Genomic DNA, 18,068 nt, shown 5'->3' with positions numbered 1-18,068 from the left:
AGCCGAGCCAGCATGGCGAGCGGACTGAAATAACCTTCTTTGAACTGCGATATGTATGCGTCCACCTCGCGCTGAACGTCGGCTAACGTTTTTTCTGCCAATGCCCGACATCCTTCCCCCGGTTATCTCACCTTATGTTATCGCAAAGCGATAATGAAAACAATCCTTTGCGGTTGGCGGTAAACGCTGTTATTCTTAGTGCGGAACGACAAAAAAACGCATACTAGAAACGACAGCATGCGTCGAGAGCGCGCAGATCAAGGAGGACGAATCATGCACATCGCAGGCAAGGGCAAATTCCGGACGAGCCTTGCGGCAAAATGGCGCGTCGCCGCTGGCGTGGCAGCCGGCACGGCGATCTACGCGTTTGGGCTTCATTATTTCGTGCTGCCCAACCAGTTCATGGAGGGCGGCGTCACGGGCATCGGCATATTGCTCAATTATGCGTTTGGACTCAAGCTGTCGCTGACGACGCTGCTGCTCAATATCCCGATCTTTATAGCAGGCTGGCGGTTGCTGGGCTTAAACCAAATGGTGATGGCCGGTTTCGGTACGATCTCCCTGGCCTTTTTCTTATGGGTAATGGAGCGGCTATCGCCAAGCGGCCACATTGTCCCGTTCTCGACGGACCGCGACCTGCTGCTGTCCGCCTTGTACGCGGGCGTCACCCTTGGCGCCGGTCTCGGTGTCGTCTTCCGCTTCGGGGCGACGACCGGCGGTGTCGACATCATTGCCCGGATCGTATCCAAGGGCCGCGGCTGGAGTATGGGCCAGATTATACTTACGCTCGATGCGGTCGTGATCGGGCTGTCGCTGCTGTTCATCCCCGTTGAGCGCGTGCTCTACACTCTGGTCGTCGTCTTCATCGCCACCAAGCTGATCGACTTCATTCAGGAGGGGGTCTATTCCGGTAAAGCCTTCTCCATTATTACGACGAACGGGCAGGCCGTCGCGGATGCGGTCATGCGCGAGTTGGAACGCGGCGTGACGATCATGCCGGCCGTAGGCGGTTACTCCGGCACCGACAAGCAAGTCGTCTTTTGCGTCGTTGGGCGTCAGGAGGTGCGGCTGTTAAAGCAACTCGTCCTCTTATACGATCCGAAGGCTTTTATCGTCATCAGCGAGGCGCACGACGTGATCGGAGAAGGCTTCCGCGAGTCCTGATTGACGGGCTCAGCGGTAGGGGCGCTTCGGCACGGTAATTTCGTCCCTGTCGATGCGAAATTTCTGCCAGCCTGTATAGAAGAGGCCGGCCAGCACGATGACCGCCAGCATCGCCGCCCATTGCCAGGACGGATGGCCGCTCGCGCTTACCGCAGCGGATCGGGCCGTGTCTGAAGCAAATAACCGGTCCACGGAATCCCCGAGCAGCATGAACGAGCCCTCGGTCAACGTTCGGTTCGCACTGTCCGGACCGCCTGGAGCCGCTTGCAGCAGCTTCTCCGTATAGCGAATTCTCTCCTTCAATAAAGAGACTCGCGCCGGCTCCGCCCCGAAAGCCGCAGCTGCTTCGAGCCGCAGCGTATGGCTCTCCAACTGATCCAACGCCGCATAGGCGGACGCATCCCCTTCTTTCCCGCCCCGCTGCCACGCTTTACGCAGGCGGCTCAAATCCTCCCGCAGCAGCCGCTCATATTGCCGCCATAGCGCATTTCGGTCACGGGAGAGCGCGTCGACGGCCAGCTTGAGCCTTGCGGCTTCCTCCCGCCACGTGTAGGCGAATTCACCGCGCTCAATAAGTGTTTCGGCCGCATTCAGCCGCTCATCAAGCACCTTCCATCCTTCCTTCGTGCCCAACGAACGAAGCTCACGATCCCCGGCGACGGATTTTATTTTCAATACATACCCATATGCCAATTGGCGATTCCCTTCGATCGAGGCTTGATAGAAGCCCTCGGTCCAGGCCGCCAGCACATCCCGTTTCGATTGCGGATCCTTGCCGGAGCCCTCCGACGCTTCCATCTTCCATGCCATAGACAACCCGGAGGCGATCAGCAAAGCCGTCAGCACGACCAACAGCCGGTTTCGGTATTTCACGGACATCCCTCCTCCTTCATCCTATGAGAAGGGTGTCCCGCTTAGACCTTGGCGTTATGCCGCCGTGAATTTCTGTACAGCAGACTTCGCTTGTGCGCCAACGCGAGCAGGGTCACCAGAAAGCTCGCGGCTGACAGGCCGACCGTGAAGTTGCGGATAGCCTGGATGTTATCGATGAGCACGCGGGGCAGCCAAGGATACACCTCAAACGTATAATCAACCGCATCGTTTAGCAGAATCCAGCCGAAAGCCAGCGCCGCAGCCATGCGCCCAAAACGCATGAAGCGAACGTACAACAGCCCCTCAACGGCCATAGCCGAATGCGAGGCGATCAGCATCCAGTTCTGCCAGTTGAGCGCTTCTCCCTGCGCGCCTTGCGCCGCATTCATCGTAACGGCCCAAATACCGTATTTCACTAGCGTCACAACGGCAAGCGCTTCGACGACCATCCGCAGCAGCAGATACCCTCTCGTCTCCACCTTGGGCGGAAACAGAAAAAACAGCAGTACAAACGTAAAAAACAAGCTGGCCGTCGGACTGTCGGGCACGAATACGATTCGCCACAACGGGTGATTGTCCAGCGTGTAAGCCAGCTGATTGCCGTACCAGATGTAACCGTAGGCCGTCCCCGCTGCGTTACTTAAAAACAACAACCACAGAAACGATCGCTTCATCAGAACCGACTCGCTCCACAACCATGAAACCGGCATCACCGGCACCCCTTTCCCTGCAAAAAACCTGACCGTTACAGGCTCGGTCAGGTTATGCGTACATGTGTTATTGGACTGCCTTCTGCTTGGCGAGCCATGTCGCCACTTGGTCAATCTCAGCCGTCGATAGCTGCTCTTTGAAAGACGGCATATTGTTTCGGCCGTTCGTGACGATTTCGGCGATCTCCTCTTTGGTCAACCGGTCGCCGACGCCTGCCAATGCAGGTATGCCGGCCTGTCCTTGAAGATCGGCGGCATGACAGGTAATACATTGCGCTTTCTTAAGGATTGCAGTCGCCGGATCGTCAGCATCGACCAGCGCGGCAGGCTTTTCCTTTTTCATCGGATTCGGGCGCTCCTGGCCTTTCTCGGCCGCCTCGCGCGCCTTCTCCTCACGAAGCTTATGCTCGGGGATTGTATTGGTGAGCCGCAGTTCATGCGTGTAAAAATCCCAAGAAACCTTCGTCAAATAAACGATCGCAATCAGGGACAGAATCATCAATGACGACGCGATCGGACGGCGATAGAAGCGGCGTTCCTTGCCCGTATCCAGAAACGGAGCCAGCATAAGCGCGCCGAACGCGATACCCGGTACGCCGACCGTGCCGAGCACGAGATAATCCTGCGATACGTACGGATATTTCAGTAATTGATACAAGAACAGGAAGTACCAGTCCGGCATCGGAATGAATGCCGCGTTAAGCGGATCCGCAGGATATCCGAGCGGAGCCGGTTCTGCGATCGTCAGTACCAGTAAGCCGACGAGCACGACGACGCCGACCATCCATTCCTTCAGCAGGAAGTTCGGTATGAACGCTTCCGATTTGCCGGGGAAAGCGGAATAGTCGGCCGGTATGTTAGGCGAAGTCCCTTTGCGAATCCGGGAGTCGCCCACGTACACGACTTTTTCGTTGCCCTTGGAGCTTGCGGCCATGGGTCAGGTCTCCCTTCGATTAGAGTGGTCCGGAAATGCCTTGTTTGCGGATCATGATGAAATGGGCGGCCAGCATGGCGAGCAATGCGCCAGGCAAGAAGAATACATGGATCGCGAAGAAGCGGGTCAACGTCTGCGCTCCTACGATATCGCCGCCTTGCATCAATTGTTTGATATACGGTCCTGCAATCGGCACCGAGTCAGCGATTTGAATGCCTACCTTCGTTGCGTAGTAGGCTTTGTTATCCCAGGGCAGCAGGTAGCCGGTGAAGCCGAGACCCAGCATAATGAAGAAAATCAGCATCCCTACCACCCAGTTCATTTCGCGCGGCGCTTTGTAGGAGCCGGTAAAAAACACCCGGAGCGTATGTAGGAACATCATGACGATAACGAGGCTCGCTCCCCAATGGTGCATCCCCCGAACGATCCCGCCGAAAGCCACCTTGCTTTGCAGATAATCAACACTGGCGTACGCATTGATAATATCCGGCACATAATACATCGTGAGAAACATCCCGGATAAAATCTGAATGACCGTAATAAAAAATGTCAGACCTCCGAAGCAGTACACGAATGCGGAGAAGTGATGGGCCGGGTTAACGTGCTCGGGCACCTCGTGGTCGGCCACGTCCCTCCACATCGGCGTAATGTCCAGACGTTCGTCAATCCAATTGTATATTGATTTAATCATCTGTCTTTACGCCTCCTTTATACACGTGTGTTCGGTATGATCGGCCCGAGATACACGTTTCCGTCCTGAAGCTTCACTTGATATTCGTCAAGCGGCTTAGGGGCAACCTTCAATTGCTTGCCGTCAACGGTATATTCCGCTCCGTGGCACGGGCAAAAATAGTGATTGTCTCCCTGTGTGTTCCAGTTTACGGTACATCCCAGATGCTTGCAAATCGGAGACAACGCGTAAATTTTCCCGTCCTGCCCTCTCGCAATCCATGCTGCGATCTGCGGTTCGCTTTCGTACCAGCCGTCGACCTGATTGATCTGGAACTTAAATTCTTTGGGCTCATTCCCGATTTCACTTTCCGCGACGACTTTTACGAACACGCTTTCCGTTTTCTTTACCAATAACGGGTCCACCGCGAAGCGAACCATTGGCAAAATCATGCCGGCACCCATGAAAGCGCCCGCACCTCCGAGTGTGTACGACAAAAATTGACGCCGGGACATCTCTTTGCGTTTCACGGATTTATGCGAGGATTCATGCTGATCGTGGTTGCTCATCTACTGTTCTACCCCCTTTGCCAATCGTATTGCCGGTCTTGTCCACAAGACATAATTGATAACGAACCAAGACATTACTTATAATAGCTTAGGTGGTTTGGAGCGTCAAGAATCGTTCAAACAAATTGAAAGTCCCATCATTTGCCGTTTGAAATTTGTTGCCATTTTGTCACATTTGGCTGACTCCTTCGTTTAATTCAAACGTAAAGACACGCCGTTCCGTTCTCCGGTTATGTCTCCGCCGTGCGCTTCCACATCGCCAGAACGGCCGCCGACGCCTCCCGGGCCTCGGGCAGTGTGCCGTCCTCCTGCGGGACGAGCCACAAATCGGCGATGTCTTCATGCCGCGAACGGCCTATCCCCTCCGCCGACAACGATGCGATAATGACGTATTTGAAGCCGGCCGACCTGAGCCGAGAGACGACGCCTGCCACCAAATCCGCTGCAGCCTCCCCTTCCGGTATGTAATGAAGCGCAGGGTACGTTACCGTCCGCCCGGCATAGGGCCCTTCGACCAGCGACAGCAAATCGCGAAGCCGCTCCAGCTGGTGCGTCGCTTCATCCGGACTTTCTCCGCCTGCAAGTCCGGTGACCGGAAGCAGGCACGTATCGAAATACCGCTGCAGCTCCCCCCATTTTTCCGCGCTGAAATCATTGAATTTCATCGTTCTCCGCTACCTCCGACTCGTTCGTATTATCTTCGATCATTATCTTAACAATATGCGCATGCAAAATGAAGCGGCGTTCGCGTCCAAGCGCTTCACGACGGCAAGAAAAAACGGCTCCGTGCCCGTACGGTCATCTCCCGCGGGCGGCCGTAGCCGCTTCTGGACCGCGATGACTTGCGTGATCGCCGTGTCCTATTTGCATAGCGTTTTCAACTCGTCCGTCAATCGCCTGAAGCCGTCCTCGTCTCCGTCCGCCAACGCCCTGTCTATATCGTCATAAATCTTTTTCCTGCGGAATGCGTTCACCGCTTCATCCAGTATCATTTCGGCCGCGAGCCCCAACATTGCTTCATACGTTACTTTCATTTTGTCCATAGGATCCACCTCCGTACCGGTGTTTATCCCATTCCGTATTCGATTCCTTTCGCCACGTAACTCTCCATTGTCCTTTTCATCCGCTGTAGATCGTGTTCGTTCAATTCTCTGACGACTCTGGCAGGCGAACCCAAAGAAAGCGTATAAGGTGGGATTGTTTTGTTTTCCGTAACGATCGAACCGGCTCCTACTAAAGCATATTCACCGATTTCGACCCCGTTAAGTACGATGGCCCCCATCCCGATTAATGTGCCCCTGCCTAACCGGCATCCGTGGATGATAGCGCCGTGTCCGACCGACACCTCATCATCGACAATGAGCGGCTGATCGGTGTTTACATGTCCGATCACACCGTCCTGCAGATTACTTCGGCTGCCGATGACGATCGGCGCCAAATCCCCTCTTAGCACCGCATTGTACCAAATCGTGCTTTTCTCGCCGACCGTGACGTCTCCGATCAGCTTCGCCCCCTCCGCTGTGAAGACGGTGCCGTGCACATCGGGCAGCTTGCCCGCATAAGGTAAAAGCATTTTCCGTTCCCTCCTTTATGACAGGAGAGATTCTAGCAGTAAGGCCTACGCCTTGTCAATCAAGCGTCAGGCCTTCGCGCTCCTCAATCCGGCTGCCTTTAACCGCCGCCCGCCCGGCATTCGTCATTTTGTACACGTTGCCGAGCGCGTCGTCCCGGCCCTGCCGCAGCAAGCCGAGATGAACCATCATCCCAAGCACGCGCTTGTCGAGAACGGCGGCGGCATCGTCATAATAAAACGGCCTGACGTACGGAAGCAGCACAGCCTGAAGCGAGTCGGCCGATACCCAGCGCGCGGCAAGCCTGTCGATCCAGTTAACGAGAGACAGAACATTGGGTACGGCTCCCTTATACAAGCGCAGCCAGAAGCGGTACAGCACCTCGGGCTCCTCCCTGATCCGTCCTTCTAATTTTTCTTTACCCGCAGCCGTCAGCGTCAATCGTAAATCAGCCTCCGAAATCCATCTCCTGTAGTGCGAATAGTCGTAGATCAGCGCCAGCCGATCCGGAAAATCCTTGAATCGCCGGCCGTATCCGAACCGCCAGGGACCCTTCTGGGGAAGCTCTTCACGAACGGAGAGCAGTTCCAGAAGCTGGGCGGCGTTGCGCTTGTACATCGCACCGTCCGCCGTCAAGGGGATATCATGCTTGTCGATATGCCCCAAAAACAGCAGCACATCTTCCGCCATCAGCGTCTGCTCGTCGCGGTACGCGGCCGGCTCTTCCCCGTAGTGCAGCCTCGCCTCAAACCGGCGCCCGAGCGCATCGCGAAAACGGTCCTTCAAATCGTTCGGCACATGGAAAAGATAGCGGTTCGTCCCGGAGTAACCGTTGAACAGCCAGCCCGACTGCTTGAAGCGCGCTATCGTCTCCCGCAAGCTCGCTTCCGGCGATACGGCCGGGGCACTCTCGTTCTTCACCCCTTTGGCGCCTGGCTTCGCGCGCTGTCGCTTTCCCGGAACCGGTGCCCGTCCCGCTTTCGCGGCGACCGCCTGTTTAGCTTCCGGCGCCTTGGCAGCGACAGAGTCGGTTCGGTCGAACCGGCTGAGACGCACACGGGCCAACAGCTCTTCAAGGCTGAACGCTTCACGCGCGTCAAACAGCAGAGAGTTCAGAAACCGCAGGTCCTCAATCGGCATACCGTCGATCTGCGCATCGAAGAGCTCTCTGCGGCCGACGGCGGTCAGGATCGATTGGATCAACTCGTGCTTCGAATGTCCGTTGCAATCGCAGCCGTAGGCGACCGCTATCCGTGTAAGCTGTGCGATATCCGCATAGCCGAGCATATCGGCCAGGTTCATAAAAACCCTCCGTTCCATCGGTTTACTATCATTATGGGACGATTGGAAGATTTTAAACCCGTATGGACATTCGCATAGGTCGCCAGAAAAAAAAAAGCCAGAACCGGATCATCCGGTTCTCAGCTCTTGGGCGTGAGTTCTTTCAAGTGATTCGTGCAATTATGCAGAACGGAATTCCATCGTTTCGCGCCGGCCTCGTACTGCAGGACCGACAACGACATGTTAACCAAATGACTGTCGTCAAGTTTGTCGCACATCCCCCGCAGCAGCTGCGCCAGTAAGCTGCCGTGCGAGACGACGAGCAGCCGGGGGTGCCTGTTTGCGGTCAGCATTTCCTGAACGAATGCCAGGCTCCTCGCCTGCACGGATTCATCACTTTCTTGTCCCGCATCGGCCTTGCGCCAATCCGGTCCCCAACGAAGCAGCCGTTCCTCCTCCGTCGTGCCTTCGACTTCCCCGAAAAACCGTTCTCTTAACCGCGGATCGGACGGCAGACGCGGGATACCGAGCCTGGCCGCAATGATCGCCGCCGTAGCCCCCGCACGCCGCAAATCGCTGGAGACAATCGCATCCCATTGCCGCCCTTCGCCCGAAAGCCGTAACGCCAGCGCTTCCGCCTGCCGTTTGCCTTCTTCATTCAACGGAATGTCCGTCTGCCCTTGAATTCTGCCGAGGGCGTTCCAATCCGTTTTGCCGTGACGGATCAAGCCGATGATCAAATTGCACCCGCTCCTTCATTTCATAATTATGCGCGTGTCCGGGATATCCAGTTGATCGTCAATAGGGTCATAATCATGCCAAGCAAGGATAAAGCCACCCAATACTGCGGCACAGTCGGAACAACCTGCAGCACGAGCGGATCGCTGATGCTGGCTACGGGAATATCCTGATAAAAATCCAGGCTGATGGCGGCCGTCTGGCTTGAGGCGTTCGCCGTGTCCAGCAACCCGGTCAGCTTCTCGACCTCGACCGCCGAGGAATCGGCGGGCCTACCAAAGACCAGATAAAAAAAGGCGCTGCTGAACATCGCCAGGCAGCAAGCAATGACCGCCGCCAACTTTCGCCTGAACGCGCCCGTAAACTGATAGGTTCGCTCCTTCACCGGCATAAACCAGTTGTCTTCCGCATAAATCCGGTTCATGACTCCGCGATTCACATGATCGACAGGTCCAATGGAAGGCTGCTCCGTCGTCAAATTCCGGATCATCGATTCACTTTCTTCCCACATGCGGAATTCTTCCGCGCAGGGTTCGCAGTGAAGCAAATGTTTCTCCAAAACCTCCCGTTCCGGATCCTTCTCGGGCAAATCCCAATACACGCCGAACAGCTCCTGCGCTTCCTCGCATTTCATCGCGCTTTCATCCCCTCGTATTCTTCCATGAACGGCGATTCTCCGAAATACGGCTCCAACTGCGTCTTGACGCTGGCTCTCGCCCGAAACAACAGCGACTTGACCGAGCTGACGGTCTGGCCGAGGATCGAGGCGATCTCTTGGTAGTCCATCTGGTCGTATTCCCTCAAAATCAGGGCGGATCGCTGTTTCTCTGGCAAGTTGTTAATCGCATCGCGAACAAGACCCATGCGCTCCCGTTGAAGCAGCCGCTGCTCCGGCACGGAATCGGGCGAAGCGACGGGCATGAGGCCGGATTCCTCCAGCGACACATGGCCCGTCCTTTGCTTGCGAAGCTCGCTTAACACCGTATTCCGGGCAATCGTGTACAGCCAGGTGGAAAAGGAGGCCTCTCCTTCACGGAATGAATGCAAGCTGCGATACGCTTTATAGAATGATTCCGAGCACAGATCCTCAGCCATAAGCTCGAGCTGTGCACCCTTCAGCATATGAAAAATGAAGGCTAATATTTTGCGTTGATAGCGTCGCATTAATTCCGAGTAAAGCTGTACGTTGCCGTCTTTTATTTCTCTTATTAACTGGGAGTCGGTCATCCAAAGCGACCCTCCTTGGCCTTCGAATTCAGCTCCCAGTCCGGTTATACTCATTGTACCGAAAAGGGAGGGAAAAGTTTCGCGATGTCGCAAATAAAATTTTTATAAAACGATGTCGCCGGATTCCGCCGCAGAAAAAACGCGGCGGCTCGGCGTGAAGTGTTAAAATAATCGATTCTATAAAATTTCGAGCATTAAGCCGAAAATCCTGCTTCGTTCGACACAACCGGTATACTCCATAATTTTACAAGCTAGGTTTATTGTATCACAGCAGCAGGACGTTTAGAGATTAAAATTTCGCAAAAAAAAGACCACCCGAAAGGTGGCTGCACAAAGTGCAAATGATATGGATAGGAGTGGAGAGAAACCATACTGTACCCTTATTATATGTATTCGTTTTCATTTTGTCAAGTATCCGCTTACATTTTAATTATCCATTTTCGAATCGCCCTGGAACAGCGAAAAACGCGCTTGTAAAGCGCGTTTTTCGCTACATGGTATAAGCTATGGAGGACCGGGCTCAGTAATGAACGCGGAAATCTAATGAATCCAGAAGCCGGACCGCCCGGTCCAACTCCTCCTGCTTCCGGAAAGAGAGCCGGAGTATGCCCGGGACGTCCTCCCTGCTCTCAATGATTTGCAGGTTGCTCAAATTGATTCGGTTGTCGCCGAGCTCGGTTGCGATCCGGCCGATAATGCCAGGATGGTCGGGCACGTCGATATAGCATTCGTATAAAGCCTGCAGCATCCCTTTGCGGCGCTCCGGCAATTGGCTGCGGAAATGGCCGGCGCTGCGGAAAGCTTCTTCGATCCCGTCCGCATCGCCCGCTCCGATCAGTTCAATGAACCGGTCCGTCCCCTCCCGCCAATCGTGCAGCAGTCGAAGCAGCACCGACTTGTTGTGCAGCAGAATATCCCGCCAGATAACCGGATCGCCGGACGCGATCCGCGTTATGTCTCGGAAACCGCCAGCGGCCAGCGCCTCATACAAGGCGTTTGTCTCGTTATAGCCGCGGATCTGATTCACCAGCGCCACCGCAATGATATGCGGAAGGTGACTGATTGCGCCGACGATCTCGTCATGCTCCTCTGCGTCGACAGCAACGATATGAGCCTTCGTATGCTCCAGCAGCTCCGTTAACCGGTCGAGCGCCTCCCTCGGCGTCTCCCGGTCCGGCGTCAGCACGTAGTAGGCGTTTTCGAACAGGTGCGAGCTTGCCGCTTCCACGCCCGAACGCTCCGACCCGGCCATCGGATGGCCGCCGATAAAAACGGCCCCTTTCAACTGCAGTGAAGAGGCGGATGCGGCTACCGACGCTTTGGTGCTCCCGACATCCGTGATGATGCAGCCCGGTTTAAGCTTCATCCTGCTCAGCTTGCGCACGTACTCATCCAGATTGCCGACAGGTACGCACAAAAAAATAAAATCGGCGTTCTCCGCCGCCTCCTCCATCGAGGTGGTGGCGGCGTCGACGACGCCGCGTTGCACATATTTATCCACAGAAGCCTGCCGAACCGAATGGCCGATTACCCGAAAGCCCGGCTTGTCTTTGAAGCAGAGCGCCAGCGATCCGCCGATCAGGCCGACGCCAAATATCGTGATTGTCGTCATAGAGGTTATGCTTGCACCGCCACTTCCTGCAGCACCTGCTCAAGCGCCTGGATGAACTTCTCGTTCTGCTCACGGCTGCCAACCGTTATCCGGATATGCGTCGGATAATAGGTCCACCGCGCGCGCGTGATGATCCCCTTCTTAAGCAGCTCTTCAAATACGATCGCCGATGGACGCTGCGCGTCGAACATCACGAAGTTGCCGTATGCAGGGAAGTGAGACAGTCCAAGGCGGTCGAACTGCTCCTGAAGATAACGGAGTCCTTCCGCGTTCCGATCGCGGCAGGACTGTACGAATGCGTGGTCCCCGAGCGCCGCCCTGGCCGCCGCCTGCGCGTAGCGCGTCGTATTGAACGGCTCGCGCACCTGATTAACGAAGCGGATGATGTCCGGACGCCCGATCCCGTAGCCGATGCGCAGCGACGCGAGACCGTAGATTTTGGAGAACGTGCGGAGCGCAATGACGTTGGGATACGCTTTGACGTAATCGACGCCGTCCGGATACGAAGGATCGTCGATATACTCGCAATACGCCTCATCAAGCACCACCAGCACCGATGCCGGCACCTGCGCCATAAAAACGTCCAGCTCCTCCTTGGTCACGATGGTGCCGGTCGGATTGTTCGGGTTGCATATCCAGACGATTTTGCTGCGATCGGTTACTTTGGCGAGCATTGCCGGCAGATCATGCTTGCCGTCCTTCAGCGGCACCTCGATAATGGCAGCGTTCTCGATTTCCGCGTTATGCTTGTATTGAGCGAACGTCTCGTCCGCCATAATCGTCTCGTCGCCCTTTACAAGAAAGGCGCGGGCGATCATCAGAATCACTTCGTCGGAGCCCGCTCCGAAAATGAGCTGGTCCTTCCCCACGCCAAGCTGAGAGGCCAGCGTGTCGGTCAAGGCAACGGCGGCTCCGTCCGGATAGACGCTCGTATTTCCAATTTCATTCATAATGGCTTGCTTGGCCAGCTCCGAGCACCCGAACGGATTCTCGTTGGAGGCCAGCTTGGTCACTTCGGTCAGGCCGAGCTCGCGCTTCACGTCTTCGATCGGCTTGCCGGGCTGATAGACCGGTAAATGGACGATATTGCTTTTTGGCTGCACTGCGGATCACCTCACCGGATTATTCCAAATTCGTTATCGATGGAACCCATTGTCTCATATCCGTACCCAATCATCAAGTAAAAGACCCCTGCGGCTTGCGCCGTCAGAGGTCGTATAATCGAACAGCTGCGCCGGAGAATGCAAACAGGCAGGCGGCTACACTTTCAAGGTCGCGACATAATCACGGATCCGGTTCAAGCCTTCTTCCTTCGTCGCCGGATCGTTCAATAACGGCAGCGATTCCTCGATTCGCCGCACGATGGCGCTTCCCACAATGACGCCGTCCGCCTGCTTTGCCATCCGCTCGACCTGCTCCCGGCTTGAAATGCCGAAGCCTACGGCGATCGGAACGTTCGCGGCATCCCGCACGGAGCGCAGAAACTCATCGATTCCGGCATGAAAATCCGAGCGGACGCCGGTGACACCAAGCGAGGAAACGCAGTAAACGAAGCCGCGCGCTTTGGCGGCGATGCGCACGACCCTGTCATGGGAGGTAGGCGCCACCAGAGGGATCAAATGAATGTTCGCCGCTTCCGCCAGACCGCGCACCTCCTCGTCCTCCTCGATCGGAAGATCGGGAATGATGAGCCCGCTGATGCCTTTATTGGCAATCAATGAGAAAAAGGACTCCAGGCCGAGCTGCAGCACCGGATTGTAGTAAGTGAACAAAATAAAAGGCAAATCCGCGCCGGCTTTGCGCGCATCCTCGGCGACCTGCATGCAGTCGAGAATCGTAATTCGATGAACGAGCGCCCGCTCCGAGGCGCGCTGGATGACCGGCCCGTCCGCCAGCGGGTCGGAATAAGGCACGCCTAGCTCAATCATGTCCGCTCCCGCTTCCGCGAGCTTGCGGATAATGTCGACCGACGTGTCGATATCCGGGTCGCCGACCGTGATAAACGGAATAAGCGCGGTACGGCCCTCCGCCTGAAGACGTGCAAATGCGGCGTCAATGCGATTCAATTCCGTTACCTCCCAAATAATGCATGATCGACTCGACATCCTTGTCACCGCGTCCGGACAGGCTGATCACGATCACCTTATCCTTGCCGAGCGTCGGCGCCAGCTTCGTCGTATGCGCGACGGCATGCGCTGATTCCAGCGCCGGAATGATGCCCTCTGTGCGCGACAGCAGCTGCAGCGCCTCCAGCGCCTCCGCATCGGTAATCGGCACATACTCCGCACGCCCGCTGTCCTTCAAGTAGGAATGCTCCGGTCCGATGCCCGGATAATCGAGACCTGCGGAGATCGAATGCGCAGGCTGAACCTGGCCGAACTCGTCCTGCAGCACATAGCTGAGCGAGCCCTGGAAAACGCCGTGCTTGCCCTTGGTCATCGTAGCCGCATGCTCCAGCGTGTCGACACCTCTGCCCGCCGCTTCGACGCCGAGCAGCCGCACCGATTCGTCCCCGACGAACGGGTAGAAAATCCCCATCGCATTGCTGCCGCCGCCGACGGCCGCCACGATATAATCCGGCAGCCTGCCTTCGGCCGCAACAATCTGCTCCCTGGTCTCATCGCCGATAATCCGCTGAAAGTCGCGCACGATCATCGGATACGGATGCGGGCCTGTTACGGAACCGAGAATATAGTAGGTGTCGTCCACGTGGCTGACCCAATAGCGGAGCGTTTCGTTGCAGGCATCCTTCAGCGTGCGAGTCCCCGACAGGACGGGCACCACCTCGGCGCCGAGCAGCTTCATGCGGAACACGTTCAGCTGCTGACGCTTCGTATCCTCCTCGCCCATGAACACCTTGCATTCCATCCCAAGCAGCGCCGCGACGGTAGCCGATGCCACGCCGTGTTGGCCCGCGCCGGTTTCGGCGATGATTTTCGTCTTGCCCATCCGTTTCGCGAGCACGCCTTGGCCGATTGTGTTGTTGATTTTATGCGCGCCCGTATGATTGAGGTCTTCCCGCTTCAGATAGATTTTGGCCCCACCCAATTGCTTTGTCAGCCTGTCGGCATAATAGAGCGAGGTCGGCCGTCCGGAATATTGCTTCAGAAGCTGTCGGACCTCGGCGATAAACTCCGGATCCGTCGAATAGTGCTTGTAAGCTTCCTCCAGCTCGATCAGCGCGTTCATCAACGTCTCGGGAACGTAGCGTCCGCCGAATTTGCCGAACCGGCCGTGCTGGTCTGGCACCTGACTCATCTTGCCCTCACCCTTTCCACAAACGTTCTGATTTTCGTTATATCCTTTACACCGTCCGTTTCCACGCCGCTCGATACGTCGACGCCGTCCGGCGCGTAACGCTGGGCCAGCCCGGCGACATTGTCGGCATGCAGGCCGCCCGCCACATAGAGCGGAACGCCGATCGCCTCGGCCGCCTCCTTGTAGTCGCCGATCACGGACCAATCGAACGCGGTTCCCGTGCCGCCGCCGGCGGTGTCGATCATGATCCCGTCAACTGCTCCGGCATAGGGCGCAACCCGATCGGCCGCCGTCACTCTCTCGTCTCCGCGGATCGAAAACACCTTCCACACCATCTTCCCTGTCGCCTCGCGAATCGCGCGGCAGTCAGCGGCCGATTCCCCGCCGTGCAGCTGCAGCACGTCAAGCGGCGCGGTACCGAGCAGCGCCTGCAGCTCCTCGAGCTCCGGGTTGACGAAAACCCCGACCGTACGGGGCGGCAAGCCGTTCGAACCACGCAAACGGCAGGCTTCGGCTATCAACCCGGCCGCCTGCTCGGGTGTCACCTGCCGGCGGCTTTTTGCAAAAATGAAGCCGATCTCGTCGATGGGCAATCCGTCCATTTCCCGGATCGTTTCCGCGTCGCGAAGCCCGCATATTTTGATGCGCGCGCTCATCGCTCCGTTACCGGTCCCATCAGCTCCAGAACTGCCTCGCCGACATCCGGCTTCCGCATGAAATGCTCGCCGATCAGCACGCCCTTCGCGCCCAGGCCCTGCAGGTACGCAAGGTCGCCGGGCCCCGCAATGCCGCTCTCGCTGATCAGCGTGGCGTTGTCCGGTACAAGCCCGATCAGCTCCTCCGTCGTTGCGAGATCGGTGACGAACGTCTTCAGGTTGCGGTTGTTGATGCCGATCAGCGTGGCTTTGTCCAGCTCCAGCACCGTCTCCAGCTCGGCACGGTCGTGCACTTCAACCAGCACGTCCATGCCCAGCGATTGGGCCAACTCATGATAATCGGCGATCTGACGGGGGGTCAGGATCGCGGCGATCAACAAAATCGCATCCGCGCCGATCAGCCTCGCCTCATAAATCTGGCGGTAATCGATCGTGAAATCCTTGCGGAGCAGCGGCACCCCGACATTGGCGCGAATGTCCGTCAAATAATCGTTCGAGCCCTGAAAGAAATCCCGGTCCGTCAGGACGGAAATGCAGTCCGCGCCCGCCCGTTCATACGTTTGGGCCAGCTCGACCGGATGAAAGTCCGGCCGGATGAGCCCCTTGGAGGGCGACGCCTTCTTCACCTCGGCAATCAGGCCAAGCGCACGTTTCCGTCCATCCGCAAGAGCCCGCTCGAATCCTTTCGTCGCAGGCATCCGGGCGATTTGCCTTTCGGCCTCTTCCAACGAGAACGCCTCCGCAAGCTCCTCCGCTTCCTTACGTTTAACCGCCACGATTTTATCAAGAAACATGAGTCAACTCTCCCGTCATTCGAATAAGCGCCTCAAGCTTGTCTCCAGCCGCACCCGAGTCGATCGTCTCCGACGCTTTGCGTACGCCCTCCTGCAGAGAATCGGCCTGGCCGCCGACGTAAATGCAGGCGCCGGCATTCGCCAGCACGATATCGCGGTATGCCCCCTTCTCCTCGCCGCGGAAAACGCGCCGGATAATCGCGGCGTTCTCCGCCGCGTCGCCGCCCGCCACCTCGCCCAGCGAGCGCCGTGTCAGTCCCAACTCCTCCGGCGTGATGTCGAAGGTATGAACATCCCCGCCGCCCAGCTCCGATATTTGCGTTGCATCCGATATGCTGATCTCGTCCAGGCCGTCATGACTGCTTACGACCAGCGCCCGCTTAAGGCCCAACTCGCCGAGCACCGCCGCAACCGTCGCGGTCCGCGAACGGTCGTACAGTCCGAGCAGCTGACGGTCAGCGCCCGCCGGATTGGTCAGCGGACCGAGCATGTTGAAAATCGTCCGCACGCCAAGCTCGCGCCGCGGCCCAGCCGCATATTTCATCGACGGATGGAACAGCTGCGCGAACATGAAGCAGATGCCGATCGCGTTCAGGCAATCTCCCGCTTGCGCCGCAGTCAAATTGATGTTGACGCCGAGCGCTTCGAGCACGTCCGCGCTGCCGGCCTTTCCCGACATGGCCCGGTTGCCGTGCTTTGCCACGCGCACGCCGGCCGACGCCGCGATGATCGCCGAAGCGGTCGAGATGTTGAATTTATGAATGCCGGAGCCGCCGGTTCCGCACGTATCGAGCAGCCCGTCCTGTTCCGTCACGACCCGGTTGGAAAAAGCGCGCATCACCTCGGCGAAGCCCGCAATTTCGTCCATCGATTCACCCTTCATTCTGAGCGCCGTCACAACCGCGGCGATTTGTGCGGACGTCGCTTCGCCACTCATCATCGTCTCCATGACGCTCCTTGCCTGCTCCCGCGACAAGTCGCCGCCGCCGATCAGCCGGTTTAGCGCCTGCTGCATCGTATTCGTCTCCGCCATCTCCGCTCCCCCCTTATTTTCTACACGCGATGGTAATAATCCATATTCGTTACGTTGCGGTGCGAGCCGTGCGATTCACGCGCCGGAAACATCGCTTCCGCAGCGCGGATCGCCTTGAGCGACGCCTTCGCTTTGTTGACGGTTTCCTGGTACTCGCTCTCCGGCACCGAATCCCATACGATGCCCGCGCCGGATTGCACATAGGCTTTGCCGTTCTTGAACACAATCGTACGGATCGTGATGCAGGTATTCAGGCTACCGGAAAACCCGAGATAGCCGATCGCGCCGGCGTATGCGCCGCGCGCCTCGTGCTCAAGCTCGGAAATAATTTCCATCGCCCGCAGCTTAGGAGCTCCCGACACAGTGCCCGCCGGCATGCAGGAGACGAAGGCGTCGAAGAAATCCTTATCCGGACGCAGCTTGCCCGATACGTTGGAGACGATATGCATGACATGCGAATACCGTTCGATCTCCATATACGCATCGCATTTGACGCTGCCGTATTCCGCGACTCGCCCGATGTCGTTGCGGCCGAGATCGACCAGCATCAGATGCTCGGCGCGTTCCTTCTCGTCGGCGAGAAGCTCGCGTTCCAGCGCCAGATCCTCCTCTGGCGTCCTGCCCCTCGGCCGCGTGCCGGCGATCGGCCGCGTTTCCACCCGTCCGCCATCCACCTTCACGAGCGCCTCCGGCGAGGTTCCGACGATGATCTCCTCGTCCAGCTTCAGATAGTACATATAAGGCGACGGGTTCATCGTGCGCAGCACGCGGTATACATGAAGCGGATCGACCTCCGTGTCGATGCTGAACCGCTGGGACAGCACAACCTGGAAAATGTCGCCGGCCCGGATATATTCCTTAGCCTTCTCCACATTCGCAATAAACTGCGCCTTCGTAACGTTAGAGTGAACCACGCCGAGCTCGGGGTCCGCCGGCGGCGATCCGCCGGCCATCAGTGGATACGGGAGCGGCTGCTGG

The 18,068-nt window shown here is 57.3% G+C and carries 21 protein-coding genes and 1 pseudogene; 1 reads left to right on the top strand and 21 read right to left on the bottom strand.

Features of this window, described 5'->3' with window-relative positions; translation table 11 throughout:
- Positions 1-101: pseudogene (locus BG52_RS16780) on the bottom strand (nucleotide pyrophosphohydrolase); the annotation flags it as partial.
- Positions 102-273: 172 nt separating this feature from the next.
- On the opposite strand from BG52_RS16780, the gene BG52_RS08330 reads away from it, so the two are divergent.
- Entirely contained in the window at positions 274-1,164 is an 891-nt protein-coding gene (locus BG52_RS08330) for a YitT family protein (protein ID WP_036667092.1), read from the top strand.
- A 9-nt stretch (positions 1,165-1,173) separates the two neighbouring features.
- Here BG52_RS08330 and BG52_RS08325 read toward each other — a convergent pair whose 3' ends face one another.
- The 20 genes from BG52_RS08325 to BG52_RS15370 all read right to left on the bottom strand — a co-directional run.
- On the bottom strand, positions 1,174-2,037 hold the full coding sequence (locus BG52_RS08325; protein ID WP_190287503.1) for a sporulation protein YpjB: 864 nt from the start codon (positions 2,035-2,037) through the stop codon (positions 1,174-1,176).
- Between the two features lie 41 nt (positions 2,038-2,078).
- Complete coding sequence (locus BG52_RS08320) at positions 2,079-2,747, bottom strand: DUF1405 domain-containing protein (RefSeq protein WP_036582525.1); 669 nt, start codon at positions 2,745-2,747, stop codon at positions 2,079-2,081.
- Between the two features lie 67 nt (positions 2,748-2,814).
- Positions 2,815-3,681: a menaquinol-cytochrome c reductase cytochrome b/c subunit gene (locus BG52_RS08315; RefSeq protein WP_036582528.1), complete on the bottom strand. Its 867-nt coding sequence runs from the start codon at positions 3,679-3,681 to the stop codon at positions 2,815-2,817.
- A 19-nt stretch (positions 3,682-3,700) separates the two neighbouring features.
- A complete protein-coding gene (gene qcrB, locus BG52_RS08310) occupies positions 3,701-4,372 on the bottom strand; it encodes a menaquinol-cytochrome c reductase cytochrome b subunit (protein ID WP_036582531.1) in 672 nt (223 codons plus the stop codon).
- A gap of 17 nt (positions 4,373-4,389) precedes the next feature.
- Positions 4,390-4,920 carry a Rieske (2Fe-2S) protein gene (locus tag BG52_RS08305; protein WP_036582535.1) on the bottom strand — a complete coding sequence of 177 codons (531 nt, stop codon included), beginning with the start codon at positions 4,918-4,920 and terminating at the stop codon, positions 4,390-4,392.
- Positions 4,921-5,150: 230 nt separating this feature from the next.
- The gene (locus BG52_RS08300; RefSeq protein ID WP_036582538.1) at positions 5,151-5,585 is read right to left on the bottom strand and encodes a DUF2487 family protein; all 435 of its coding nucleotides are present in this window, start codon (positions 5,583-5,585) and stop codon (positions 5,151-5,153) included.
- Between the two features lie 195 nt (positions 5,586-5,780).
- Positions 5,781-5,963, bottom strand: a complete 183-nt coding sequence (locus BG52_RS08295; protein WP_036582541.1) for an IDEAL domain-containing protein — start codon at positions 5,961-5,963, stop codon at positions 5,781-5,783.
- 23 nt (positions 5,964-5,986) lie between these two features.
- Positions 5,987-6,493 carry a gamma carbonic anhydrase family protein gene (locus tag BG52_RS08290; protein ID WP_036582544.1) on the bottom strand — a complete coding sequence of 169 codons (507 nt, stop codon included), beginning with the start codon at positions 6,491-6,493 and terminating at the stop codon, positions 5,987-5,989.
- A 55-nt stretch (positions 6,494-6,548) separates the two neighbouring features.
- Positions 6,549-7,793 (bottom strand): hypothetical protein, encoded by a 1,245-nt coding sequence (locus tag BG52_RS08285; protein ID WP_036582546.1) that lies wholly within the window; start codon positions 7,791-7,793, stop codon positions 6,549-6,551.
- A 119-nt stretch (positions 7,794-7,912) separates the two neighbouring features.
- Complete coding sequence (locus BG52_RS08280) at positions 7,913-8,512, bottom strand: histidine phosphatase family protein (protein WP_036582548.1); 600 nt, start codon at positions 8,510-8,512, stop codon at positions 7,913-7,915.
- A 26-nt stretch (positions 8,513-8,538) separates the two neighbouring features.
- On the bottom strand, positions 8,539-9,144 hold the full coding sequence (locus BG52_RS08275; protein WP_036582550.1) for an anti-sigma factor family protein: 606 nt from the start codon (positions 9,142-9,144) through the stop codon (positions 8,539-8,541).
- Positions 9,141-9,737 (bottom strand): RNA polymerase sigma factor, encoded by a 597-nt coding sequence (locus BG52_RS08270; RefSeq protein ID WP_036582553.1) that lies wholly within the window; start codon positions 9,735-9,737, stop codon positions 9,141-9,143. Before BG52_RS08270 ends, BG52_RS08275 begins: the two co-directional genes overlap by 4 nt.
- 520 nt (positions 9,738-10,257) lie before the next feature.
- Complete coding sequence (locus BG52_RS08265) at positions 10,258-11,349, bottom strand: prephenate dehydrogenase (RefSeq protein WP_036667090.1); 1,092 nt, start codon at positions 11,347-11,349, stop codon at positions 10,258-10,260.
- Between the two features lie 5 nt (positions 11,350-11,354).
- The gene (gene hisC / locus BG52_RS08260; RefSeq protein ID WP_036582561.1) at positions 11,355-12,452 is read right to left on the bottom strand and encodes a histidinol-phosphate transaminase; all 1,098 of its coding nucleotides are present in this window, start codon (positions 12,450-12,452) and stop codon (positions 11,355-11,357) included.
- Positions 12,453-12,608: 156 nt separating this feature from the next.
- Positions 12,609-13,415, bottom strand: a complete 807-nt coding sequence (gene trpA / locus BG52_RS08255; protein ID WP_036582563.1) for a tryptophan synthase subunit alpha — start codon at positions 13,413-13,415, stop codon at positions 12,609-12,611.
- On the bottom strand, positions 13,402-14,607 hold the full coding sequence (trpB, locus tag BG52_RS08250; RefSeq protein WP_036582565.1) for a tryptophan synthase subunit beta: 1,206 nt from the start codon (positions 14,605-14,607) through the stop codon (positions 13,402-13,404). Before trpB ends, trpA begins: the two co-directional genes overlap by 14 nt.
- Positions 14,604-15,263: a phosphoribosylanthranilate isomerase gene (locus BG52_RS08245; RefSeq protein ID WP_036582567.1), complete on the bottom strand. Its 660-nt coding sequence runs from the start codon at positions 15,261-15,263 to the stop codon at positions 14,604-14,606. Before BG52_RS08245 ends, trpB begins: the two co-directional genes overlap by 4 nt.
- Positions 15,260-16,057, bottom strand: a complete 798-nt coding sequence (gene trpC / locus BG52_RS08240; RefSeq protein WP_036582570.1) for an indole-3-glycerol phosphate synthase TrpC — start codon at positions 16,055-16,057, stop codon at positions 15,260-15,262. The genes BG52_RS08245 and trpC overlap by 4 nt, the downstream gene beginning before the upstream one ends.
- Positions 16,047-17,090 carry an anthranilate phosphoribosyltransferase gene (gene trpD / locus BG52_RS08235; RefSeq protein WP_036582573.1) on the bottom strand — a complete coding sequence of 348 codons (1,044 nt, stop codon included), beginning with the start codon at positions 17,088-17,090 and terminating at the stop codon, positions 16,047-16,049. Before trpD ends, trpC begins: the two co-directional genes overlap by 11 nt.
- A gap of 20 nt (positions 17,091-17,110) precedes the next feature.
- Positions 17,111-18,068 (bottom strand): anthranilate synthase component I family protein (locus tag BG52_RS15370; RefSeq protein ID WP_036667089.1); only part of this gene is annotated, 958 nt, incomplete at its 5' end.

The organism is Paenibacillus darwinianus (genome assembly GCF_000598065.1).
Taxonomy (GTDB): domain Bacteria; phylum Bacillota; class Bacilli; order Paenibacillales; family Paenibacillaceae; genus Paenibacillus_I; species Paenibacillus_I darwinianus.
This window is presented reverse-complemented; position numbering and strand designations above follow the sequence as displayed.